The 22,166-nt window shown below is 59.1% G+C and carries 18 protein-coding genes; 6 read left to right on the forward strand and 12 right to left on the reverse strand.

Features of this window, described 5'->3' with window-relative positions; genetic code table 11:
• Positions 1-9: 9 nt before the first annotated feature.
• From addA to regB, 7 genes are all read right to left on the reverse strand, one after another.
• On the reverse strand, positions 10-3,387 hold the full coding sequence (addA, locus tag BM174_RS08640) for a double-strand break repair helicase AddA (RefSeq protein ID WP_093923449.1): 3,378 nt from the start codon (positions 3,385-3,387) through the stop codon (positions 10-12).
• A complete protein-coding gene (gene addB, locus BM174_RS08645; RefSeq protein WP_093923450.1) occupies positions 3,384-6,341 on the reverse strand; it encodes a double-strand break repair protein AddB in 2,958 nt (985 codons plus the stop codon). The genes addA and addB overlap by 4 nt, the downstream gene beginning before the upstream one ends.
• Positions 6,334-7,026 carry a nucleotidyltransferase family protein gene (locus BM174_RS08650; protein WP_093923451.1) on the reverse strand — a complete coding sequence of 231 codons (693 nt, stop codon included), beginning with the start codon at positions 7,024-7,026 and terminating at the stop codon, positions 6,334-6,336. The genes addB and BM174_RS08650 overlap by 8 nt, the downstream gene beginning before the upstream one ends.
• Positions 7,002-8,006, reverse strand: a complete 1,005-nt coding sequence (locus BM174_RS08655) for an aminoglycoside phosphotransferase family protein (RefSeq protein ID WP_093923452.1) — start codon at positions 8,004-8,006, stop codon at positions 7,002-7,004. The genes BM174_RS08650 and BM174_RS08655 overlap by 25 nt, the downstream gene beginning before the upstream one ends.
• Positions 8,003-8,479, reverse strand: coding sequence for a tRNA (adenosine(37)-N6)-threonylcarbamoyltransferase complex ATPase subunit type 1 TsaE (gene tsaE, locus BM174_RS08660; protein ID WP_093923453.1), 477 nt, complete (start codon positions 8,477-8,479; stop codon positions 8,003-8,005). The genes BM174_RS08655 and tsaE overlap by 4 nt, the downstream gene beginning before the upstream one ends.
• Before the next feature lie 47 nt (positions 8,480-8,526).
• Positions 8,527-10,044 (reverse strand): PAS-domain containing protein, encoded by a 1,518-nt coding sequence (locus BM174_RS08665; protein WP_093923454.1) that lies wholly within the window; start codon positions 10,042-10,044, stop codon positions 8,527-8,529.
• Positions 10,045-10,131: 87 nt separating this feature from the next.
• On the reverse strand, positions 10,132-11,505 hold the full coding sequence (regB, locus tag BM174_RS08670; RefSeq protein WP_093923455.1) for a sensor histidine kinase RegB: 1,374 nt from the start codon (positions 11,503-11,505) through the stop codon (positions 10,132-10,134).
• Positions 11,506-11,603: 98 nt separating this feature from the next.
• On the opposite strand from regB, the gene BM174_RS08675 reads away from it, so the two are divergent.
• Both BM174_RS08675 and BM174_RS08680 read left to right on the forward strand, forming a co-directional pair.
• Positions 11,604-12,218: an SCO family protein gene (locus BM174_RS08675; RefSeq protein WP_093923456.1), complete on the forward strand. Its 615-nt coding sequence runs from the start codon at positions 11,604-11,606 to the stop codon at positions 12,216-12,218.
• 65 nt (positions 12,219-12,283) lie between these two features.
• On the forward strand, positions 12,284-12,835 hold the full coding sequence (locus BM174_RS08680) for an ActR/PrrA/RegA family redox response regulator transcription factor (RefSeq protein ID WP_093923457.1): 552 nt from the start codon (positions 12,284-12,286) through the stop codon (positions 12,833-12,835).
• Positions 12,836-12,838: 3 nt separating this feature from the next.
• Here BM174_RS08680 and BM174_RS08685 read toward each other — a convergent pair whose 3' ends face one another.
• The 4 genes from BM174_RS08685 to dnaK form a co-directional block, all read right to left on the reverse strand.
• Positions 12,839-13,297 carry a hemerythrin domain-containing protein gene (locus BM174_RS08685; protein WP_342742058.1) on the reverse strand — a complete coding sequence of 153 codons (459 nt, stop codon included), beginning with the start codon at positions 13,295-13,297 and terminating at the stop codon, positions 12,839-12,841.
• Between the two features lie 185 nt (positions 13,298-13,482).
• Positions 13,483-14,244, reverse strand: coding sequence for a RadC family protein (radC, locus tag BM174_RS08690; RefSeq protein ID WP_093923458.1), 762 nt, complete (start codon positions 14,242-14,244; stop codon positions 13,483-13,485).
• A 123-nt stretch (positions 14,245-14,367) separates the two neighbouring features.
• The gene (dnaJ, locus tag BM174_RS08695; protein ID WP_093923459.1) at positions 14,368-15,522 is read right to left on the reverse strand and encodes a molecular chaperone DnaJ; all 1,155 of its coding nucleotides are present in this window, start codon (positions 15,520-15,522) and stop codon (positions 14,368-14,370) included.
• A gap of 76 nt (positions 15,523-15,598) precedes the next feature.
• Positions 15,599-17,512 carry a molecular chaperone DnaK gene (gene dnaK, locus BM174_RS08700; protein ID WP_093923460.1) on the reverse strand — a complete coding sequence of 638 codons (1,914 nt, stop codon included), beginning with the start codon at positions 17,510-17,512 and terminating at the stop codon, positions 15,599-15,601.
• Between the two features lie 215 nt (positions 17,513-17,727).
• On the opposite strand from dnaK, the gene BM174_RS08705 reads away from it, so the two are divergent.
• A complete protein-coding gene (locus BM174_RS08705) occupies positions 17,728-18,327 on the forward strand; it encodes an alpha-ketoglutarate-dependent dioxygenase AlkB family protein (protein WP_093923461.1) in 600 nt (199 codons plus the stop codon).
• A gap of 34 nt (positions 18,328-18,361) precedes the next feature.
• Here BM174_RS08705 and BM174_RS08710 read toward each other — a convergent pair whose 3' ends face one another.
• Positions 18,362-19,186 (reverse strand): ABC transporter permease, encoded by an 825-nt coding sequence (locus BM174_RS08710; RefSeq protein WP_093923462.1) that lies wholly within the window; start codon positions 19,184-19,186, stop codon positions 18,362-18,364.
• 115 nt (positions 19,187-19,301) lie between these two features.
• Here BM174_RS08710 and cysQ point away from each other — a divergent pair, with 115 nt between their 5' ends.
• Genes cysQ through BM174_RS08725 form a run of 3 tightly spaced genes read left to right on the forward strand, consistent with a single transcriptional unit; the run spans position 19,302 to position 22,131 of the window.
• Positions 19,302-20,099, forward strand: a complete 798-nt coding sequence (cysQ, locus tag BM174_RS08715; protein ID WP_093923463.1) for a 3'(2'),5'-bisphosphate nucleotidase CysQ — start codon at positions 19,302-19,304, stop codon at positions 20,097-20,099.
• On the forward strand, positions 20,099-20,899 hold the full coding sequence (locus tag BM174_RS08720) for a 3-deoxy-manno-octulosonate cytidylyltransferase (RefSeq protein ID WP_093923464.1): 801 nt from the start codon (positions 20,099-20,101) through the stop codon (positions 20,897-20,899). Before cysQ ends, BM174_RS08720 begins: the two co-directional genes overlap by 1 nt.
• On the forward strand, positions 20,896-22,131 hold the full coding sequence (locus BM174_RS08725; RefSeq protein ID WP_093923465.1) for a glycosyltransferase family 2 protein: 1,236 nt from the start codon (positions 20,896-20,898) through the stop codon (positions 22,129-22,131). The genes BM174_RS08720 and BM174_RS08725 overlap by 4 nt, the downstream gene beginning before the upstream one ends.
• Positions 22,132-22,166: the final 35 nt, after the last annotated feature.

Genomic DNA, 22,166 nt, shown 5'->3' on the forward strand with positions numbered 1-22,166 from the left:
AACTGGAACCTAGGAACGCACCGGCCCATCGTCAAGATAGGGTGAGCGGCGCAGCGCCGATGTCACGGCATCGTGGGGCAGTGGCATTAGCTCTCTGGTGACCGTCCAAAGGATCGCGGTGTGCACCTCGCGGTCGGGGTATATCTGAGCCAATAGCGCAGCGTAGGCTCCCATTTGGCGCAGAATACCTTCCGGACAGACCTCGGCATTCTTGGGCACAACACGGTTGGTTTTAAAATCGATGGCGAGCACTGATTTTTCCGTCAGGATCAACCTGTCAATAGTGCCGTGCAGGCGGCGCGGGCCAATTGCGCCGGTCACGCTTACCTCCGCCAGGGTTTCGGGCGAAAAGATGTGCCGCAGTGCGGGATCATCCAAGACGGCGCGGGCCTCGGTTTTGGCGGCGGCGATAACGTCTTCTGCAAGCAAGTTGATCGCGCCGAATGTGTCCTCTTCCTCGGCGATTTCGGGCAGGGTCTCCAGCAGCGCGTGCACCAGCGTGCCATAGCTCAAGGCGGCGGCCTGATCACTGCCTGCCTCACCGGCAAGTGCTTTCGCCCCGCCAAGATCAGAGGGCGTTAGGACTTCAACCGTCGTTGCGGCTGGCGGGGCCACAGTGGTAAATACCGGATTGAGGTCAGGAAGTTGCGCCAGTATCTGCGGCTTCTCGACCAGCTCCAGCCCGCTCCAGTCGCCTTCCTGGAACCGTAATATATCGCCGCCTTCATCCGGCAGCGCGTTGATGTGCCCCATCGCCGCCTCGGTGATTTGAAACCACGAGCTGCCATCCTTCGACAGATCACCAGCAGCAGCAACGATCAGCCATTTTTCGGCGCGGGTCATCGCGACATATAGCAGGCGCAAACGTTCGGCGTGCTGCGCGGCTTTCAAATCTTCGGTCGTATCTTTCAAGGTGCGGGGCATATCGTCGGCCACAGGTTTCCACACCGGCATCCCGTCAAGCTTGATGATCTCGTCCTTGATCTGCACATCACGGCGACCTGTATCGGGCAAAATGACAATTGGCGCCTCCAACCCCTTGGCCCCATGCACGGTCATCACCCTAATCTGGTTAGATGCGGAATCGATCTGCCGTTTTATTTCAAGGTCATCCGTTTGCATCCATTCCAGAAATCCGGTCAGGCTCGGCACATCATTGCGCTCGTACGCCAATGCTTGGCTGAGCATTGCGTTGATGCCGTCCTCGGCTTCCGGTCCCAAGCGCGACAGTAGGTTGCGGCGTCCGTTGTGGCGGGTCAGCACCCGCTCAATCAGGTCATAGGGCCGCAGAAAATCGACCTGTGCCCGCAGATCAGTCAGCATCGCGAGCGTCTCGGGATACGCCTTGATGCGCAACCGCAGGCTTTGCCAAAGTCGTGGCTCCTCCCTGTAGTGGGCAAGGGTAAAAAGCGCCTGCTCGTCCCAGCCAAATAGCGGTGATTTCAACGCAGCAGCCAGCGATAGGTCGTCATCGGGCGTCGCGAGAAACGACAGTAACGCCGCCAAATCTTTCACCGCCAACTCGGCTCCAACCTTCAGACGGTCAGCGCCCGCGATAGGCAGATCGGAAGCTTTGCAGGCGCGGATGATCTCCGAGAACAAGGACGACCGCCGCTGTACAAGGATCAGGAAATCTCCGGGTTGGATGCGGCGCTTTACCACGCTTCCCGCGGCAAGGCCGTCGTCGGGAATGAAATGTTCGCCTTCGGTCAGTTCCTTGATCCGCGCGGCAATCTGTTCGGCCAGAATGACAGTGTGATGGCGCGGCGACAGACGGTCCACGGGGTCGGTCCAAGGGCCGTCGGGTTCGACCTCGGCTTTTTCCACAATCGGCCACAGGTCAACACGACCGGGTAAAACATGCTTGAAAGCTTTGTGTAGGGTCTGTTTATCGAAATCTGGCTGTGTATCGGGATCAAAGGCCGCATCGACCAATCGCAAGATCGCAGCCGAGGACCGGAACGAATAATCCAGACTGCGGTGTTGGAACAACATCCCTGCGTTTGCGATCTTCTTCTCGAACTCCCCGGCCTTGCGATCAAACTCGCGTGGGTCAGCCCCCTGAAACGAGTAGATGGACTGTTTGCGGTCCCCGACCACGAACAGGGTGCGCTTTGCATCCGGTCGCGATCCGGTCCCGCTGTAAAACTCGTCGGTCAGCTTTTCGATCACATCCCATTGGCGCGGTGACGTATCTTGCGCCTCGTCGACCAGAATATGATCAATGCCGCCATCAATCCGGAACAAGACCCAAGCCGCGACATCCTTATCGGACAAAAGCGCGCGGGTTTTCAGAATTAGATCATCGAAATCCAGCCATCCGCGCAGCTCCTTCTCATGGGCGTAACGGGCTAAAAAACGCTCTGCAAAGCGGTGTAGAGCCAATGTTTTCTCGACCACTTTCAACGCTAACCGCGCCTCGCGGGCCTCTTCGACTCTTTGCATCAGGTCATCAAGCTGCGGCATCAACTGTGCGATGACCTTTTGGGTGGGCTTGGTGGGAAATGATCCGATCTTGGCCGTGAAGGGACCGGCCTTCGCCGCACCGGCTCCTGTCAGCAGAACAGATTCCAGCATTGGCAGGGCCGACAAATCAAAGCTCGCGATGCTTTGCAGGTTGAGACCGGCCTTTTCGTCCATCCCGCCTTTGGCAATCAGATGCGGGATAATCTGGGTGATCAGATCGGCCTCGTCGCCGTCAAACACCATGTCCTCGATTGTGCTGGTCGTTAGAGTTGCGGGTTGTTCAAACGCCGCAAGCAAGGCAGAGCGGTCAGGCAGGGTCGCAAAGGCATCGCGCTGGTTGACGATGCTGCGGGTCAATTTCGAGAGGTCCTCGCCGGTGTAATGCGCGGCTATATCGGCGATGAGGCCTGCATCTTCACCCTCGGCCATGGTGTCGACAATCTCGGCGCGCAGCAGATCGGCGGCGCGATCCTCGATCTCGCTGAACTGCGGGCTGACCCGTGCCTCCAACGGAAAGCGCCGCAGGATCGAGGCGCAAAACGAGTGAATCGTCTGAATTTTCAATCCGCCCGGCGCTTCGATTGCCAAGGCGAACAGCGTGCGGGCATCGCGCAGTGCTTCGGACGAAAGTTCGCCTTCAATCCCCAGTTGGGACAGTGATTGGCGCAGGTCCGCGTCTTTGAGCATTGCCCATTCGCCCAAACGCTTGAACAAACGGTTCTGCATCTCCGAGGCGGCAGCTTTGGTATAGGTCAGGCAGAGAATTTGTTGGGGCTCGACCCCGCTGAGCAGGAGCCGCGCCACACGGTCGGTCAGCACGCGCGTCTTGCCAGATCCTGCATTGGCTGCCAGCCAAGTCGAGGCATCAGGGCGGGCCGCTTCGATCTGGGCGCGGGTGGCATCGTCAAACATCTGGGTCATTCCACATCCTCCGCATTGGCCGGGCTGGTACCGTCCCATTCGCCAAAGCGTGAAAGCTGGTCATAATCGCCAGCCGCATCTTCGGTTTTGACCATCCGCCGCGCGGTAAAACCCTGCGTCGGGCTGAGGTAGCTGGCGATCAGGTCATGTAGCCCGGCCAAGACTTCGGCGGGGGGCTCGTCCTCCAATGGGGCGGGGATTTCCACAGGCTTCGCACCAAGCCCGATAAAGGCCGCGAGTGCGACGGGCGCGGGGCCGATCTCGGCGAAACTGCCCGCCTCAACCATCGCGGCTTCGATCAGCAATTGTTTGTCAAAGCTGCGCTGTTCTTTCGGGCTGGGCGGCGCGCCGGTCTTGTAGTCGTAGATCAGCACATCGCCGTATTCGGACTTGTCGATCCGATCGGCGATGCCATTGAGCGTAAAGCCGAGGTCGGGAAAGACATGTTTGCCGCGGGCAGCATTTTCGAACGCCACGGGGGTGGAGAAGGACTGCCGCCGCTTTTCATGCTCGATAAACCAGTCCGCAACCCGTCCGATCCGCGCCAGCCACATGGCGCGAGCGGCGGGCCACGGCGCCTCTACCTCCAGCACTTCGGCGGCGATTTTCATCATGTTTTGTTTGGTCAGCAACGCCGGATCAGCGGTGGCGGATTTCACGAAGCGCTCCATGATTTCATGAAGGATAATGCCGCGCACTGGCGCGTCGGGCGATTGCACCAGCGGGCTGATGCGCCGCAATTTAAGGCTATGGCGCGCGTAGATCGCATAAGGATCACGGATCAGGCGCTTGATCTCGGTCACCGAAAGCTCGCGCGGGCGGGCCGCGACGGGCGGGCGCGGCGAGGGGCGGGGTGCGGGATCGGTGCGGGTGACCTGCTCAAGTGCGCGAACCTGATCAACCCAGACATCACCGCGGGCGCGCATCTGCTGCCACGCCTCCGGCCCCCCGGTTTGCGACAGCCCGCCCAGCAGGTTGCCCAAACGGTTCAGCCAGCGCGATGGCACGGTTTCGGCCTCGTCCGAGCGGATCGCGCGGGTGAGCCAGACCTCACGTGCCGCAATCGCCTGTTGATAATCATGGGATGATAGTCCGATGCGACGCTCAGGCAAAAGAAGGCCCGCCTGCAGCCGCATCTGGCGGTTCAGCCATGGATCGGGGGGTGGCGCTTCGGGCCAGACCCCGTCATTCAACCCTCCCAAAATCACCAGGTCAGCACCTTGAACCCGCGCCTCCAGCGTACCCCAAACCATGATGTCGGGGCGCGGTGCATCGCGGTCGCGCACCTCGGCGCCTGACAGCAGGGCGCCGGCCAGATCGGCGTAGTCGGAGGCTGACATTTCGCCGCCATGTTCGGCATGGGCCGCGAGTTCGGCCATCACAGCAGCAGCCTTTTCGCCTGTCTTTTTTGCCCAAAGTTCGTGGTTTTCACCGCCTGCTTGACCTGCGGCTATGGCATTTGCCAAGCCAAGATGGCGCGCTGTCCAATCTGTCAGCAAAAGCGGACCGTGGATCTGATTGTCGGGAAAGATACCAGCAACCCAATCAGCCCATGCATTGAACGCCTGCGGCTCTTTCAATTTCGCGGCGATCTTGGCTGCGACACGCTGCACCCCTTCGGCGGAAGGGTACGGCAGGCCGTCTTTCCTGATCTGAAGTTCCAGCCGCTGGGTGTTAAGCAAATGGGCATTGCGGTCACTGCCGGAGTGGGTCAGCGGGTGCTTAAGCAACGTCAGCAGAGCTTCGGCCCCGAGCTTAGTGCCAAACAGCCGCGCGACATGGCGCAAGAACCGCCCCGGAGGCGATAGGTGCAAAGGTGTGCCGGCGCTGTCATCAGGCAAGATGTCCCAACGGTCCAGCGCGGCGGTGACCTGCCGTGACAGCATCCGGTCCGGCGTGATCAGCGCAGCGGTCTGGCCATCCTCTACCGCTTGGCGCAGGCGCAGCGCGATGCTGAGAGCTTCGATACGCGGGGTCGGGGCTTCCAACAGGGTGAGGTCGGCAGTAGCACCCGCGAGGTTTTCAAGTGCGGGACCTTCGGTCAGCCATGCGTGGGTCACGGGTGCGGGGCGCAAGGACAGCGATACCAAAGCATTGCGCGGCGCGGAGTGGGGCGCGGTCTCGGTCCAAGGGGTGACTTGCGCGCGGGACAGATCAAGCGCTTTCATCAAATGGCGAAAGCGGTATTGCGGGTGATCCTCGGACAAAAGCTCGCGGTCGAGATCGGCCCAGACCGCCGTGGGCATGTCAAAATCGAAACCGGGCAGGATGATCGCGCCCTGCGGCAGCCGTGCGACGGCCTGCATCAACATCGACGTCGTGCCGCGCGATCCGGTGGACCCCGCCAGTATGATCGGGTGCTGCGGCGGCGACTCATCCCAATGGGTGATGATTCGGCTGATCAGTTGCCTTTGCCGCGCTTCGGTGTCGGGTTCGGTGATGGTGTGCGCCAAATAGCGCTGGGCGATCTCCAGAAAGGTCCGCGCCCGCTGCCAATGGCCGGATTGGTCGCTGACATCCAGATCGGCAATCGCATCCGCTGACACACCTTCGCCCTGCATCTCGTCGATCAAGCTCGCCAGACTATCAGACAGTGCATAAAGCGAGGCACGCGGCGCGAGGCTGCTATCGGTATCGAGCAGTTTTGATACCAGCTGGATCAATGCCAACCGGCGGCGCAGGGCAGGGGTGGCGGGCGGCAGGGTGACGTTCGGCACCAGCGTGTCGAGTTGGGTCAGCAAGCGGATGCGCGGCAGAAATCCCGCCGGTCCCGCATCAAAAAGATCGCGCATGCGACGCGCCATGCGGCGGGTGTTAACAATCAGATCGACCCGCGCCATCGCCTCGGGGGGCTGGCCTTCCAAGCGGCTGTGCAATCCGGTGATCAAAGCCTTGGGGAAATCCACGCCGGGGGCGAGGCCGAAGAGACGGGGGGCATCGGACGGCTTAAACATTCTGTGCCGCCAACATATCTTCGGCGAGTTTGATGCCGTCGGGATGGCCCACATCGCACCAGTTGCCGGGGTAAATCAGGCCGTACAAACGCTGGCTTTGCAGTATCCGGTCCCACAAGACGTTGAGAGAGAACTTCGAGGCGTCAATTTCAGCAAGCAGATCAGTTTTGATAATCTGGACCCCACCATAGATCACGCCGGGCCCACGTTGCAGCCGCCCGTCTTCACCGATGATAAAGTCGCCCGTGCCGGCATGCCCGACCGCCTGCGCCAGCGGCACCGAGATCAGCAGTGCATCCATTTTCAAGGGCTGCCAAGCGCGGGCCAGCAAGCTTAGCGGGTTGGGGCCAGCCCAGATCGCATCGGTATTGGTGGTGAACACCGGTCCGTCCCCGAGCAGCGGCAAGGCATTGCGCAGCCCGCCGCCGGTTTCCAGAATCTCGGGTGTCTCTACCAGCGTTTGAACGCCGCGCTTTTCCAAAAGGCCCTGCAACACTTGCGGCTTGTAGTGCAAATTAGCCACGACCTTCGTAAGCCCCGCCGCGCCTACCAGATCGAGCGTGTGATCAATGAGCGTTTTGCCAGCGACCTCGATCATCGGTTTCGGCTGGTTCAGGGTCAAATCTTTCATACGCGTGCCGAAGCCTGCGGCAAACATCATCACGGCGCTGGGGTGGTTATGCATTGGCGTCTCAGATGCTCCAGATTTTCGGGGGTCGGCGGTGGCAGGTGGGTGTGGATGAAAGCGGCGAGGCCACCCAGATCTGGGTGGTTCAGGTTTTGCAGAACATAGCCCCAAACGCGCGGGATCATGTCGATGTAATGCGGTTTGCCATCGCGTATGCCAAGCCGCGCAAATATGCCAAGGATCCGCAGATTGCGCTGGGCACCAAGGATCGCATAGGCGCGGGTAAATGCGGCAGGGTCGGCACCCGATTGCGCGAGGTAGTAAGACACCACTGCGGTTTGGATATCTGCTGGCACATCGCGCCGCGCGTCTTGCAAAATCGATACCAGATCATAGGCCGGATGCCCCAATAGCGCATCTTGGAAATCCAGCAAGCCAACCTGCGCAACGCCGTGCCTTTGTGGCAACCACAGCAGGTTTTCGGCATGGAAATCGCGCAGGATCGGGACAGCGGGCGCGGCGGCCACCTCCGCAGCGAGCGGTGCAAAGACCTCGCCGAACTGTTCAGCGGCCTCGGGCGAGGGGGCGTACCAGTCAAAGGCAATCCCGCTCATCTCGGTCAACCAAGTCGCGTCGCAGGCAGGCAGGGCAATCGGGTCGGCACGGTGCAGGTGCACAAGCGCATCGGTCGCCGCGCAGTACAGCGGCATCTGTTGATCAGATGCTTGCGCCATGAGACGGGCAAATAATGCATCGCCCAAATCTTCGATCAGCAGAAAACCGTTTTCGACATCCATTTCAAAAAGGCGCGGGGCGCTGAGGCCAATGGCGACGAGATATTCTGCTATGCGCACAAAGGGCCGCACGTCTTCGCCCTTTTCTGGCGGCGCATCCATGAGGATTACGGTTGAGCCATCCGGACGTGTCAGGCGGTCATACCGACGGTTGGACGCATCTCCGGCGATGACGGTACGCTGCGCATCAATCCAGCCGGTCGTGGCCAAAAACGCTTGGGCGAGAGCGGCGCGATCGGTCATTGGGTGTGCCATTCTGTCAGGCGCAGGGTCCACGCGGAGTCCTGCCATGTCAGCGTCATTTGACGCGCTTCGGCATCGGTCAGATGATCTAGATGCACAGCCAGCGCGCGTTGTGGCATTAGCGACCCCAAGCGGTCTGGCCATTCCACCAGACAAATTGCTGTGTCAAAAGCTTCCAGCAGGCCAAGCTCTTCGACCTCGTTCACCGAAGTCAGCCGGTAAAGATCGCTGTGCCAGATTTCGCCCTTTGTCGTTTCATAGGTCTGCACCAAGGTGAAGGTCGGCGAGGGGATATCTTCGGGGGTGGCTAGCAACGACCGGATGAGGCTGCGGCAAAAATGGGTTTTGCCCGCACCGACATCACCGCTGAGCAAAACCACATCACCCTGCGCCAGCACACCGCCAAGGGCGCGGGCAAACTGCGCGGTTTCTTCGGCATTCTGAAAGGTCTGGGAAATTTTGTGTTCGGACATGGGGCATGGTTACCGCTGCCCCAGAACAAAAACAATCCGGTGCTGGCTTAATCAGCGGAGATCAGGCCCTTTTCGGCATATTCGCCCGCCCGTTCGGTCGCGGGCCGAAACCGTACCAATGTCGCACCCGACGGCAGACTGGAAACCGTGCACTGAACGGCAGAACTGTCATCGAAATCAATCGCCATCGACAGACTTTGGCGCCCGCCACGGTGACCAACAAAGCAGGAGATTTCGCTCCAGTCCGGCCCATCACACGACCGTCCCCGCCACAGAGCGATGGCATCTGCGATGGTCACATCGGAGAAGGCAGAATCCGGTTGGTGCTGCCACATTTTTTGATAGGCGGCATTGCTGAGGCTCAGCACGCCGGAAGCGGTAAAGACGACCAATCCATCGTGCATCGAATCCAGCAAGATCTGGTTCTGCTCAAGCTCGGCGCGGAAATTGCGGGTCAGGGCAACCTCGGCAGTGATATCTTCGATCAGAAAAGCAGTGGCGCCGTCGGGGTGCGGACGTCCGGTAACTGTAAAGGTCTGGCCATTCTCAAGCGTCCATGTCTCGCGGTACTGTCCATCGCTTGCCTTTGCGATCACATCTGAAATTTCCTGCCGCCATGTACGGTAGTTCTTCGGCTCGGGCATGCGGCGGTTCTCTCGCAACTGGTCAAAGAACGACACGATCGAAGGGCGTACACTGAGAAACTGCGCCGACAGGCAGGTGAGGTCGACCAGAGCAGGATTGAACAGGACCAACTGCCCTTTACGATCAAATATTGCCAGACCGGTGCTGAGGTGGGCAAAGGAATTTGCCAGCGTTTGGACGAAGTTTCGCTGCGCCCTCTCGGCTGCAACGACAGATGAAATGCAGGTCGCGTGATGAATAGTGACGGCGCCAACATTAACCTTGGTGACCTGATACCAGTCCGGTTTTCCCGGCGTGGCGGACTCGAGCGGGTAACGGTCGGGGTTTGAGGTATCGGCTGCCTTGAAGAGTAATTCAGCCGGATTGGCCTGCGCGCCCAGTACCGATTTATGCAGGGCGTCATATGCCCTGTTCGACCAGCACAGTGCGCCCGCTTCGTCCAGATGCCAGACGGGGCCAGGGGCGGTATCGCACGTAGCCTGCAGGGCCTCGAATTCCGTTGGCGGCACCAACGCGGGCCGAGCCTTTGTTGGCGCGCTGGCTTTATCCAAGGTGACCCAACAAAAATCACCCCGCCACCCGATTGAGACCTGCTGCGGGGCAGCAGGATCGTTGGCAAAGAGTGTGAGCGGGCCGTCGTGGGCAGCATCGGCGTGGTGCGGAAAATCCGGAAAACGGTCTGATAATAGGTTGCGCAAATCATCCCAGACATGAGTGCCGGGTGCGAGGGAGAAAGCCCGCAGCGCTGTTTCGTTACCGTGGTGGAGCACACCTTGATCGAATAAGAGGGCCAAGGGTTCGGGCTGTTGAATCTGCGGCAGGGCAGCGCGCTTCCAGAAGGTCGGGAGACCCATCGTTACCAGCACGATCGATAAGCCTGCGATGCAGATCACAAGCAGGACTTCGGTTAACGGCAACACAGCAGCACCCTTTCGGCAGGATTAATTTTTACCGATTTTTAGCTACTTATATTAACGTCAGGTTAATTTTTGAGGCGCAGCCGGGGCTTAAAGCGTGAAGCGGGCGTTTGCCCCTAAAGGTCGCGTCATCTCTTCAGGAGTAGCTTCCAACTGGTGACGTGGCCAACTGACTTGCACAATTGCGCCGGAAGACGCGTGCCCGCCGCGCTCCTGCATCTCATTGGCGAAACGCAGGGTGGCGCCAGAACGCTCCAGCAAGGTCTTGGCAATAAAAAGACCCAGCCCCATGCCTTCGTATTCAGGGCGGATACCGGAAACCGGAAAGCCAGTGCGGCGGCGCACGAAAGGATCGCCGATGCGCCCCAGCATTTGCGGCGGAAAGCCAGGGCCGTCGTCAATGATCCGAACGGTGATTTCGCGGGTATCCCAACCTGCCTCGACCCAGATCTGACCTGCGGCAAAATCCACCGCGTTCTGGATCAGGTTGCGCAGCCCGTGAATGATCTCGGGTTTGCGCTGGATCATCGGCTGTGCCCCGTTCGTAAGATGCACAAGGTGCACCTGCTTGCCCCGCTCCATATGCGGCTCGGCGGATTCCAGAATTACAGTCTCCAGAGGCGCTTGGCGAAGCTGCAAATCGTCTTTGCCAGAACGACCCATATCGCGCAAAATATCGCGGCACCGGTCTGCCTGATCGCGGATCAAAGCGGCGTCTTCGGCCAGCTCGGGTTGGTCTTTGAGATCACTCAACAGCTCCGCACTCGCCAGCTTGATCGTCGCCAGCGGTGTGCCTAACTCATGCGCGGCAGCGGCGACAACACCGCCGAGATCGGTAAGCTTTTGCTCGCGTGCCAGTGCCATCTGTGTCGCCGCCAACGCATCGGCCATCGAATGGATTTCCGAGGTAACGCGGCGCGAATAGGCACTGGTAAAGATGATCGCGATGATCAGCGCAATCCAATGGCCAAACACAAATAGGCTGGGAATGCGCAGGACATCGCCGGCTTCGGTGATCAACGGATGATGCCAACTGGCCAAAACGGTGACGATCACGATCGCCACACTGCATAGCACCAGCGTAGAACGTAGGCTGAGCGCCGCCGCAGAAATAGTGACCGGCCCCAAGAGCAACAGCGCGAAAGGGTTGTGCAGCCCGCCAGTGAGAAACAGCAAAAATCCCAATTGCAGCAGGTCAAACAGGATCATCGCGAGGTTTTCACGCTCGGAGAGACGCTTGTTCTCAGGGAAGATAAATGTCGCGATCAGGTTGCCGATGACCGACGCACCGACCGCAAAAAGGCACAAGCCAAGATCAAGCTGCAGACGATAGAAAACTTCGGCCACCGCGATGGCGATCAACTGCCCGCAGATCGCGAACCACCGCAAAAGGATGATGGTACGCAGCCTGATCCAGTTGGCCCGCGGGCGGGCGCCGAACGGTCTGATGGTCGCCTGCGTCATCTGCGCACCTTTGGATCATTGCCTGTTGTGTCCGCTCCGTTCTAGCGTAGTTCTGCGCCCAACCGCGATCAAGGCGCCAAAGCGCGCAGGAGACTTCGATGAACCGTTCCTTTGCCATTCTTGCCGCCGTCTCGGTAGTGCTTTTCCTTGCCGTCACAGCATGGTTCGTCTTTCGCGCCCCGGGTGGCGACCAGTTTGCGCAATGCAGATCGTCGACAGTGGCGGGCGGCGATTTGGGCGGCCCGTTCGAATTGGTGAACGCCAACGGCGAAACGGTGACCGACAAGGATGTGATCACCGAACCTACATTGCTGTACTTTGGCTATACCTATTGCCCCGATGTCTGCCCGCTGGACGTGGACCGCAACGCGCAAGCCGTCGAGATCCTTGAGGAGCGAGGCCAGAGCGTTGTGCCCGTTTTCATCACCGTTGATCCGGCCCGCGACACCCCCGAAGTTGTGGGTGACTTTGCGGCCAACATGCATCCGCGGATGATCGGGTTGACCGGATCGCCGGAGCAGGTGAAAGCCGCCAGCGCCGCCTACCGCACCTATTACAAAGCCCACCCCGCGACAGATGGTGAATACCTCGTCGACCATTCGACATTCAGCTATCTGGTGCTGCCTGAGTATGGTTTTGTCGACTATTTCCGCCGCGAATTGCGACCAGAGCAAATGGCCGACACAATCGGATGTTTCGTCGATCAGTCATGATGTTTGACGCCGTGGGTCTGTGTCGCCTACTTATAGGTGTCAGTAAAAGGTGAGGGCCGGAGTTGATGGGCGATGATGAGCTAGATCTCGGGCCGGACCGGACGCTTTTACTGGTGGACGATGATGAGCCGTTTCTGCGGCGTTTGGCCAAGGCAATGGAAAAGCGCGGCTTTGAAGTCGAGACAGCCGGATCGGTTGTCGCGGGCCGTGCCATCGCGACCGCGCGGCCCCCGGCCTATGCCGTGGTGGACCTGCGGCTTGAGGATGGCAACGGGCTTGATGTGGTCGAGGTGTTGCGCGAGAAACGCGCCGATGCGCGCGTGGTTGTGCTGACCGGATATGGCGCAATTGCCACGGCGGTTGCAGCGGTCAAGATCGGCGCCACAGACTACCTCTCCAAGCCTGCCGATGCCAATGACATCACCAATGCGTTGCTGGCGACTGGGGCCAACCTGCCGCCGCCTCCCGACAATCCGATGAGCGCGGATCGGGTGCGCTGGGAGCATATCCAGCGGGTTTATGAGCTGTGTGATCGCAATGTCTCGGAAACCGCGCGGCGGTTGAACATGCACCGACGCACGCTGCAACGGATACTGGCAAAGCGCTCGCCGCAGTAGACATTAGCGAAACTCGGGCGGCGCGTATTTCAGCAAAATCGGCACGACCAGTTCTTCCTCGTCGATCAGATGGCGGTTCAGCATCGGTGCGAAACTGTCCAAGGTTGCTTTGAACGCCGCCGCCTTGTCCTTGAGCGCATCTGGCGGCCCGCTTGTTTGCAGCACGCCATTTGCCGCCCCCGCGAGATCGGAGAGGAGCGCGTCCATCTGATGGTGGTCACTGTCCAGAATCTCGAACCCCCGCGCCGTGGTCTGGTCGAGCTTGGCCATCACGGGGAAATAATGCGCGTCTTCGATCTGGTGATGGCCGTGCAGATCGTTAATCAACATCCCGCCAAATCTGTGCAGCCTTTGTTGATACTGCCGCGCATCCAGATTGCCATCCAGCATCTCCGAGACATCGCGATCAAGGTGCTGGGTCAGGCTACGGAATGACAGATGCTTATCTAACCAAAAGGCGATGAGCTGCGAATAGTTCGGATTTTCCTGCCATTGCGCGGAAACTCCGCGACCAGCGCGCGCAGGGTATCGGGCAGCGCTGTGCGTTGGGCAAGGTCAGTGACGGTTGGCGGGGGCGCGGCGGGCTTTTTCATCATGTTCAGCTAATCACGAAATGCGGTATATTAAACTGGCGATCTGCAGATCCGCTAGAGATAGCCCTCGGCGCGAAAGCTCAACTCGCGGGATTTGCCGATGATCAGATGGTCATGTAGGGTCAGCCCCAAGGCATTGCAGGCTGCAGCGACTTGGTTGGTCATGTCGATATCCGCGCTCGACGGGGTCGGGTCACCGGAAGGATGGTTGTGCACCAGGATCAGCGCCGAGGCATTTACCTCAAGCGCCCGTTTGGCGACCTCGCGCGGATATACAGGCACATGATCAACCGTGCCCTTGGCCTGTTCCTCATCCGCGATCAGCACATTCTTGCGGTCGAGATACAGCACGCGAAACTGTTCGGTCTCGCGGTGGGCCATCGAGGTGTGGCAATAGTCGAGCAGGGCATCCCAGCTTGAGACGATATGCTGTTGCAGCACCCGTGATCGCGCCAGACGCTGGGCGGCAGCCTCGACAATCTTTAGCTCGACAATGACCGCGTGGCCGACCCCTGTTACATCCAACAGCCGTGCCTCGGGGGCGGTGATCACACGGTTAAAATCGCCAAATTTGTCCATGAGGGTACGCGCCAGCGGTTTGACGTCACGCCGCGGAATGGCGCGGAAAAGGACCAACTCCAGAAGTTCGTAGTCCGGCACTGCCTGCGCCCCACCCTGCATGAAACGTGCGCGGAGCCGCTGGCGGTGGTCGGCAATATAGGAGGGCTGTTTGCCCGATACCGCCGCCGTTTCGGGCGCTTCGTCCATCAGGAAGGGGAGCGGCTGTTCGCCGAAAGAAGGATCAGTGCCGGACATATCCACAGCCTGCAAAAACAGCGTTAGGATTTAGTTAATGGCGCGATGAAAAACGGGCGCGGAGATAAAAATCATCCACGCCCGTTTCGATTACTTGGCATTCCACATGCCAGTTCGTCGGCCTTAGCCCTTCATCGAATCCCAAAAGCTTTTGACGCTGGAGAAAAACCGGCTGCTTTTGGGGTTATTGTCAGTCGCCAGATCGTCGAACTCCTGCAGCAGTTCTTTTTGACGGCTGGTCAGATTTACCGGTGTCTCCACCGCCAGTTCAACGATCATATCGCCCGTACCGCCGCCCCGCAGCGGTGGCATACCCTTGCCGCGCAGACGCATCTGGCGTTTGGACTGGCTGCCCGCAGGGATCTGCAACCGGCTGCGCCCGCCATCAATGGTTGGCACCTCGATGTTGCCACCCAAAGCGGCCGTCGTCATCGAAACAGGCACACGGCAGAACAGGTTAGGACCATCACGCTCGAACAGCTCGTGTTCGGAGACCTCGATAAAGATATAGAGATCACCGGTCGGGCCACCGCGCATGCCCGCTTCGCCTTCGCCAGCAAGCCGGATCCGCGTGCCGGTTTCAACACCTGCGGGAATGTTCACGCTCAAAGCGCGGTCTTTTTCGACACGGCCCTGACCACGACATTTCTTGCAGGGGTTCTGCACGATCTGGCCCATGCCCGAACAGGTCGGACAGGTGCGCTCGACGGTGAAAAAACCCTGCTGCGCGCGGACTTTACCCATGCCTGAACAGGTCGGGCAGGTGGTTGGCTCAGCGCCGCCTTCGGCCCCTGACCCTTCACAACTGTTACACTGGACAGAGGTCGGAATGTTCAAAGATTTCTGAATGCCCGCAAAGGCATCTTCGAGCGAAATCCGCAGGTTATAGCGCAAATCAGCACCGCGTGCAGCACGCCGCCCGCCGCCAGCACCACCGCCGCGTTGGCCCATAAAGTCGCCAAAAAGATCGTCAAAGACGTCAGAGAAAGCCGAGGAGAAATCACCCTGCCCGCCGCCGCCAAAACCGCCAGGCCGTCCGCCGCCCATGCCACCCTCAAATGCCGCATGACCGTAGCGGTCATAAGCGGCCTTCTTGTCAGCGTCCTTGAGCACTTCGTAGGCTTCGTTCGCGTCCTTGAACTGGGCCTCGGCATTGGGATTGTCGGAATTCCGGTCGGGGTGCAGTTCTTTAGCCTTCTGGCGAAAGCCCTTCTTGATCTCGTCGGCAGAGGCTCCCTTGGCGACGCCAAGCACCTCGTAATAGTCACGTTTTGCCATGGTTCAGCTCCTGCTATGGAACACAACGGGCCGGCCCGTCAAACGGACCGGCCCTGTCTTGGTTCCAAGAACACGCTTACGCGCGCTTGTCGTCGTCCAGATCTTCGAAGTCGGCATCAACGATATCATCGTCGCCACCGCGCTGCGCATCTGCGGCTTGGGCCATATCATCGTCACCCTGCTCTTGTGCAGATTTGTAGATGGCTTCGCCCAGCTTCATAGCCGCTTCGGTCACGTTCTGGATGCCCGACTTGATCTTGTCGACATTGTTGGCTTCCAGCTCGTCCTTCAGCGCAGCGATGGCAAGTTCGATCGCTTCAACAGTTGTCGGATCAACCTTGTCCGCATGCTCTTCTACTGACTTTTCAGTCGAGTGGATGAGGCTTTCGGCCTGGTTTCTGGCTTCGATCAGCGAACGACGCTCTTTGTCGGACTCGGCATTCTCTTCCGCGTCCTTGACCATCTTCTCGATATCCGCATCCGACAGACCGCCCGAGGCTTGGATCGTGATCTTCTGCTCTTTGCCTGTGCCTTTATCCAGCGCACCTACCGACACGATACCGTTGGCATCAATGTCAAAGGTCACTTCGATCTGGGGCATGCCGCGAGGGGCAGGCGGGATGTTTTCGAGATTGAAGGCACCGAGGATCTTGTTGTCGGCGGCCATCTCGCGTTCACCCTGGAAACAGCGGATCGTCACAGCGTTCTGGTTGTCTTCAGCGGTCGAGAAGACCTGAGACTTCTTCGTCGGGATCGTGGTGTTGCGGTCGATCAGTCGGGTGAACACGCCACCCAGCGTCTCAATGCCCAGCGACAGGGGTGTCACGTCGAGCAGAACAACGTCTTTGACGTCGCCTTGCAGAACACCGGCCTGAATGGCCGCACCCAGCGCCACAACTTCGTCAGGGTTCACACCCTTGTGTGGCTCCTTGCCAAAGAACTTGGTCACTTCTTCGATGACTTTCGGCATGCGGGTCATACCACCCACAAGCACGACTTCATCAATATCCGAAGCCGACAGGCCCGCGTCTTTCAACGCAGCGGCGCAAGGCTTCATCGACGCTTTGATCAGGTCGTTCACGAGGCTTTCCAGCTTGGCGCGGGTCAGCTTCATCACCATGTGCAACGGCTGGCCGTTGGCGCCCATGGAGATAAACGGCTGGTTGATCTCGGTCTGGCTGGCAGAAGACAGCTCGATCTTGGCTTTTTCAGCAGCTTCTTTCAGACGCTGAAGTGCCATCTTGTCTTGGGTCAGGTCGACGCTGTGTTCTTTTTTGAACTCGCCCGCCAGATAGTTGACGATGCGCATGTCAAAGTCTTCACCACCAAGGAAGGTGTCGCCGTTGGTCGATTTCACTTCGAAGAGGCCATCGTCGATCTCGAGGATGGTCACGTCGAAAGTACCGCCGCCAAGGTCATAGACCGCGATGGTTTGGGTGTTTTCTTTGTCGAGACCGTAAGCCAGAGCAGCGGCTGTCGGCTCGTTAATGATACGCAGCACTTCGAGGCCGGCAATCTTGCCCGCGTCTTTGGTGGCCTGGCGCTGTGCATCGTTGAAGTAGGCAGGAACGGTGATGACCGCTTGGGTCACTTCCTCGCCGAGATACTTCTCGGCTGTGTCCTTCATTTTGCCAAGGATGAATGCAGAAATCTGGCTGGGCGAATACTTTTCGCCGCGCGCTTGGATCCATGCGTCACCATTGCCGCCGTCAATCACGTTGAACGGCATGTTCTTACGGTCTTTTGCCAGATCCGCGTCATCATTCCGGCGCCCGATCAGGCGCTTCACACCAAAAACGGTGTTTTCGGGGTTGGTGACGGCCTGCCGCTTGGCAGGTTGGCCGACAAGACGTTCATCGTCGGTAAAGGCGACGATTGACGGGGTTGTACGTGCCCCTTCCGCGTTTTCGATTACGCGCGGCTGGCTACCATCCATGATGGCGACGCAGCTGTTTGTTGTTCCAAGGTCAATACCAATTACTTTGGCCATGTTTTCGATCCCTCTTTGCTTCAAGGCGATTGCACGAGACAGTGGCCCGTTACGGCACCCTTGCCCCGATCTGGTGACACTGAAAGCCTGCTGGGCTGTCAGCGGTTCGGAGCGTATATAAGGAGGGGTTCTGCACCCTGCAACCGCTGCATGGGTTGTGACGGCGGGATTTTTGGTGATTTTTTCGATCTGGTGATCGCGGGCGGGGGCTGTGGATGGTTTTAAGGCTCAAAGGTTTTGACATTCATAAGGGCTGGCTGGACAAGCCCGCCCAAGCGCAGGTGCTTGCAGAAGTGCGCGATGCGGTACGCCAAGCGCCGCTGTTTCACCCCGATTCGCCTTACGGCAAGAAAATGTCGGTGCGGATGTCATCAGCCGGGCAATACGGGTGGTTTTCCGACAGGTCAGGCTATCGCTATGTCCCCCAGCATCCAAATGGCAGTACGTGGCCGCCGATCCCCCAAGCCGTGCTGGATATCTGGTCGGCCCTGACAGGGCTGGAGCGGCAACCTGAATGCTGTCTGATTAATTACTACGACGCCACCGCCCGGATGGGCCTGCACCAAGACAAGGATGAGGCTGATTTCCGCTGGCCGGTGGTGTCGGTTTCGCTGGGTGACGACGGATTGTTCCGCATCGGCAACCAGACCCGTGGCGGCAAGACGGAATCGATCTGGCTGCAGTCAGGTGATGTTGTGGTTATGGGCGGCGAGGCGAGGCTGACCTATCACGGCGTAGACAAGATCCGACCGGGCTCATCAGCGCTGCTCAAAGATGGCGGACGGATAAACCTGACGTTGCGGGTTGTTGATTAGACATTCATGCAAGGGAAAGGGCCAGGGCGTAAACCTAACGGCGCGCGTTCCAGCTGATTGAGGCATGTTTACGGGTGTAAAACTCGCCCATCAGCCCGATCATCACCAACACCAGCGCGACCCACAGCGGATACTCCCAATTGCTGTAACGCGGGTTGTAGTTGATGAAAACAAAGCCGCGGGCTTGATCGATGCTGTGAAACAGCGGGTTCCAGTCAAACATTGTCAGCATGTAACCCGGCAAGGTATTGGCCACAAACATCTTGCCCGAGGCGATCATATTGGCGCGTTGGTAGACTAAGGAAAATATGCTGACGAAGGTTGGGAACCAGGGTTTGATTGCCAGCAGCACGAGACCAAGGGCACAGCCGGTGAACCATGCGATCAGCAACATGCCAAAAGCGGCGATCGGCTGTTCAATATGGATCGGGGCCCATGCCACGTGATAGGCAAACAGGATCATGAACAGCGATAGAACCTGAATATATAGTGAGCCAAGGGCCGCCGAAAGAATGGCGACCATGGTGGTCATTGGCGCGTGCTGCATCATCGGGCTGGCGGGACCTTCCGAGCCTGCAACCGCGCCTAAGGCTTTGGTGTGGGTAAGGTATAAGAAAATGCCGGACATGATATAAAGCAGGAAATCACCGCGCAAAGCCGCGCCACGTAGGCCCAGCAGGCTGAACATGACATAAAATGCTGCGACAAACATCACCGCCTGCATCATATTCATCGCAATCGCGACAAACGCATTATTGTGTTGTTTGCGCACACTGCGGACAATCGAGTGGTACACCAGCCCGGCCATAGTGAGGAACGAGGCCCAGTTTCCGGACGATTTACGGGTGGATTGGAACATCAGCCCCTGCCTTCTAAATGCCAAGTTCTCGCACGGAATTCTTGCCGTTCCGTTAGCTGCAAACCATAAGGGGAACCGAAACACTTATCAACGAAAGCCGAAAGGGCAAAGCCGCATGGATTATGAAAAACTGGTTAGGGTGATGCGCAAACTGTCGCTAGAGGCAGGCGACAAGATCATGGAAATCTATGGCCGCGATGATTTCGACGTGAAGTCCAAGTCCGACGATAGCCCCGTGACGGCAGCAGATGAAGCCGCCGATGCCATCATCTCAAGCGGTTTGCGCGCGGCGTTTCCGGATGTGGCGCTTGTTACCGAAGAGCAATCCGCCACTCATGATACGCAAGGCATGACCTTTCTGATCGTTGATCCGCTGGACGGCACCAAAGAGTTCATCCATCGGCACGGTGACTTTACCGTTAACATCGCCTTGGTCGAAGACGGCGTGCCAACGCGCGGCGTGGTCTATGCCCCCGCCAAAAACCGCATGTTTTTTACCCGCGCCGATGGCCAATCCGTTGAGGAAACCGGTGCCTTTGACAAAGAAGCCGTCGGTGAGACAGCTGAGATTTCGGTATCGGCCGCTGACAATGCCGCGCTGATGGTTGTTGCATCCAAATCGCACCGCGATCAGGCCACTGACGACTACATCAGCAAGTATGACGTGCGTGATATGACCAGCGCGGGGTCTTCGTTGAAATTCTGCCTGATCGCGACAGGCGAGGCTGATCTTTATCCGCGTGTGGGGCGCACGATGGAGTGGGACACGGCCGCAGGCCACGCAGTGTTATCAGGCGCCGGCGGCGCTGTTGTGCGCTTTGAAGACCATACACCACTGACTTACGGCAAAGCCGATTTCGCCAACCCGTTTTTCATTGCCCATGCACCGGGCGTCACGTTGAAGCCCGCCTGATGTCGGTCCTCATTGTCATTCCCGCCCGCTATGCCTCCACCCGCTATCCCGGCAAGCCGCTGGCCGAGCTTACTGGCGCCACTGGCCAGTCACGCAGCTTGATCGAGCGATCGTGGCGTGCGGCCTGTGCGGTTGGCGGCGTCGACCGTGTGGTTGTGGCCACCGATGACGACCGGATCAAGGACGCAGCGGAGGCCTTTGGCGCCAAGGTAGTGATGACCTCGCCCCATTGCGCCAACGGCACCGAGCGCTGCGCCGAGGCCCATCATGTTTTGGGCGGCGCCTATGAGATCGTGGTGAACCTGCAAGGCGACGCGCCGCTGACGCCGCACTGGTTTGTTGAAAGCCTCGTCGAAAGGCTGCGCGGTGCGCCGGACGCGGGGATCGCCACCCCTGTTTTACGTTGCGACGGTGCCGCGCTCAACGGGTTGTTGGCGGATCGAAAGGCGGGTCGTGTCGGTGGTACGACGGCGGTGTTTTCCGCAGACAATCACGCGCTCTACTTCTCGAAAGAGGTCATTCCCTTCATCGCGGAAACCTTCACTGACGAACAAGCCACGCCGGTGTTCCACCATGTCGGGGTCTATGCTTACCGCCCCGATGCGCTGGAAAGTTATCCAACATGGCCGACGGGCCCGCTGGAGCGGCTTGAAGGGCTGGAGCAGCTTCGGTTCATGGAGAACGGGCGCGCTGTTTTGTGTGTCGAGGTTGAGGCCAAGGGCCGGGCCTTTTGGGAATTGAACAACCCCGAAGACGTGCCGAAGATCGAAGCCATGATGGCGCAAATGGCGCTTGAATGACAGATATGCCGGTCAGTGTTATCGTCGTCAGTCGAGGCCGTCCGCAGGCCTTGCAACGATGCCTGACCGGACTGGCACAGCTGCAATGCGCGCAGTTTGAAATTGTGGTGGTGGCCGATCCGCAAGGTATTGCCACCGCCGAAGTCCTGCCCTTTGCAGCCGCGCTCAAGTTCGTCCCATTTGACGAGCCAAATATCTCGGCGGCGCGCAACATCGGTCTGTGCCACGCGGCAGGCGACGTTGTGGCGTTTATCGATGACGATGCGGTGCCAGAGCCGTATTGGCTGGCGCTTTTAGCGGCGCCGTTCGGGCAGTCTGCCGTTGCGGCTTCGGGGGGGTATGTGCGGGCGCGCAATGGGATCTCCTTCCAGTGGAAAGCCCGTAGCCTAGATGGCTTCGGTGCGCCGCAGCCTTTGGGCATCAATCCCACCTGCGCCACGGTGCTGCACCCGCCCAAGGGCAATGCGGTCAAGACCGAAGGCACCAATATGGCGTTCCGCCGCAGCGTCTTGGTCGAGATTGGCGGCTTTGATCCGGCCTATCACTATTTTCTGGACGAAACGGACGTGAACATGCGCCTCGCGCAGGCCGGTCATGCCACAGCATTGGTCCCTTTGGCCGAGGTTCACCACGGATTTGCCGAGAACAAGCTGCGGAGTGCGGCACGGGTGCCGCGCGATCTGTTTGATATCGGGGCCAGTTGGGCGGTGTTCCAACGCAAACATATCCGCCCCGATGCGCAGGCCGGACATTGGCAAAGCTTGCGCAAAGCCGAGCACGACCGTCTACTCGCCCATTTGATCAGCGGCGGATTGGAGCCGCGCGATGTAACGCGCCTGGCCCAAAGGCTGGATCGGGGTTATGACGAGGGTCGCGCGCGGCCTTTGGCGCACACTGCACTGCCGCGCCAACCGGCAACGCCGTTCCTGACCTTCCCCTCCCAAAGCCGCAAAACCAGTCACATCGCAACCCGCCCGATCCATTTGCGAAAAGACCGGATGCGGGCGGCGGCGCGGGTGAAAAACGGTGAAATTGTCACCCTTTTCGATTTTTCAGCAACGGCCCTGTTCCACCATGTGTGCTTTGGTTTAGACGGGGTCTGGCTGCAGCGCGGAGGGTTGTTCGGAAAGTCCGATCGGGATCAGGCAATAATCCGCCTCCACAGCCGGATACGACGTGTTGAATTAGAGAGAGGCCGCGTTGCTACTCAGCGCGGATTCAGTCATGAGTGATGTGGTAAAATTTTTTCTCGTTTTGACGAAACTCC

The sequence above is a fragment of the Sulfitobacter brevis genome (assembly GCF_900112755.1).
Taxonomy (GTDB): Bacteria; Pseudomonadota; Alphaproteobacteria; order Rhodobacterales; family Rhodobacteraceae; genus Sulfitobacter; species Sulfitobacter brevis.

What these genes read in the sequence shown, in the direction of transcription:
- dnaK (WP_093923460.1), bottom strand. Translation starts at nt 17,512, where the DNA reads ATGGCCAAAGTAATTGGTATTGACCTTGGAACAACAAACAGCTGCGTC.
- BM174_RS08675 (WP_093923456.1), top strand. Translation starts at nt 11,604, where the DNA reads ATGAACCGTTCCTTTGCCATTCTTGCCGCCGTCTCGGTAGTGCTTTTC.
- BM174_RS08650 (WP_093923451.1), bottom strand. Translation starts at nt 7,026, where the DNA reads ATGCATAACCACCCCAGCGCCGTGATGATGTTTGCCGCAGGCTTCGGC.
- regB (WP_093923455.1), bottom strand. Translation starts at nt 11,505, where the DNA reads ATGACGCAGGCGACCATCAGACCGTTCGGCGCCCGCCCGCGGGCCAAC.
- cysQ (WP_093923463.1), top strand. Translation starts at nt 19,302, where the DNA reads ATGGATTATGAAAAACTGGTTAGGGTGATGCGCAAACTGTCGCTAGAG.
- dnaJ (WP_093923459.1), bottom strand. Translation starts at nt 15,522, where the DNA reads ATGGCAAAACGTGACTATTACGAGGTGCTTGGCGTCGCCAAGGGAGCC.
- BM174_RS08710 (WP_093923462.1), bottom strand. Translation starts at nt 19,186, where the DNA reads ATGTTCCAATCCACCCGTAAATCGTCCGGAAACTGGGCCTCGTTCCTC.
- addB (WP_093923450.1), bottom strand. Translation starts at nt 6,341, where the DNA reads ATGTTTAAGCCGTCCGATGCCCCCCGTCTCTTCGGCCTCGCCCCCGGC.
- radC (WP_093923458.1), bottom strand. Translation starts at nt 14,244, where the DNA reads ATGTCCGGCACTGATCCTTCTTTCGGCGAACAGCCGCTCCCCTTCCTG.
- BM174_RS08720 (WP_093923464.1), top strand. Translation starts at nt 20,099, where the DNA reads ATGTCGGTCCTCATTGTCATTCCCGCCCGCTATGCCTCCACCCGCTAT.
- tsaE (WP_093923453.1), bottom strand. Translation starts at nt 8,479, where the DNA reads ATGTCCGAACACAAAATTTCCCAGACCTTTCAGAATGCCGAAGAAACC.
- addA (WP_093923449.1), bottom strand. Translation starts at nt 3,387, where the DNA reads ATGACCCAGATGTTTGACGATGCCACCCGCGCCCAGATCGAAGCGGCC.
- BM174_RS08725 (WP_093923465.1), top strand. Translation starts at nt 20,896, where the DNA reads ATGACAGATATGCCGGTCAGTGTTATCGTCGTCAGTCGAGGCCGTCCG.
- BM174_RS08705 (WP_093923461.1), top strand. Translation starts at nt 17,728, where the DNA reads ATGGTTTTAAGGCTCAAAGGTTTTGACATTCATAAGGGCTGGCTGGAC.
- BM174_RS08680 (WP_093923457.1), top strand. Translation starts at nt 12,284, where the DNA reads ATGGGCGATGATGAGCTAGATCTCGGGCCGGACCGGACGCTTTTACTG.
- BM174_RS08655 (WP_093923452.1), bottom strand. Translation starts at nt 8,006, where the DNA reads ATGACCGATCGCGCCGCTCTCGCCCAAGCGTTTTTGGCCACGACCGGC.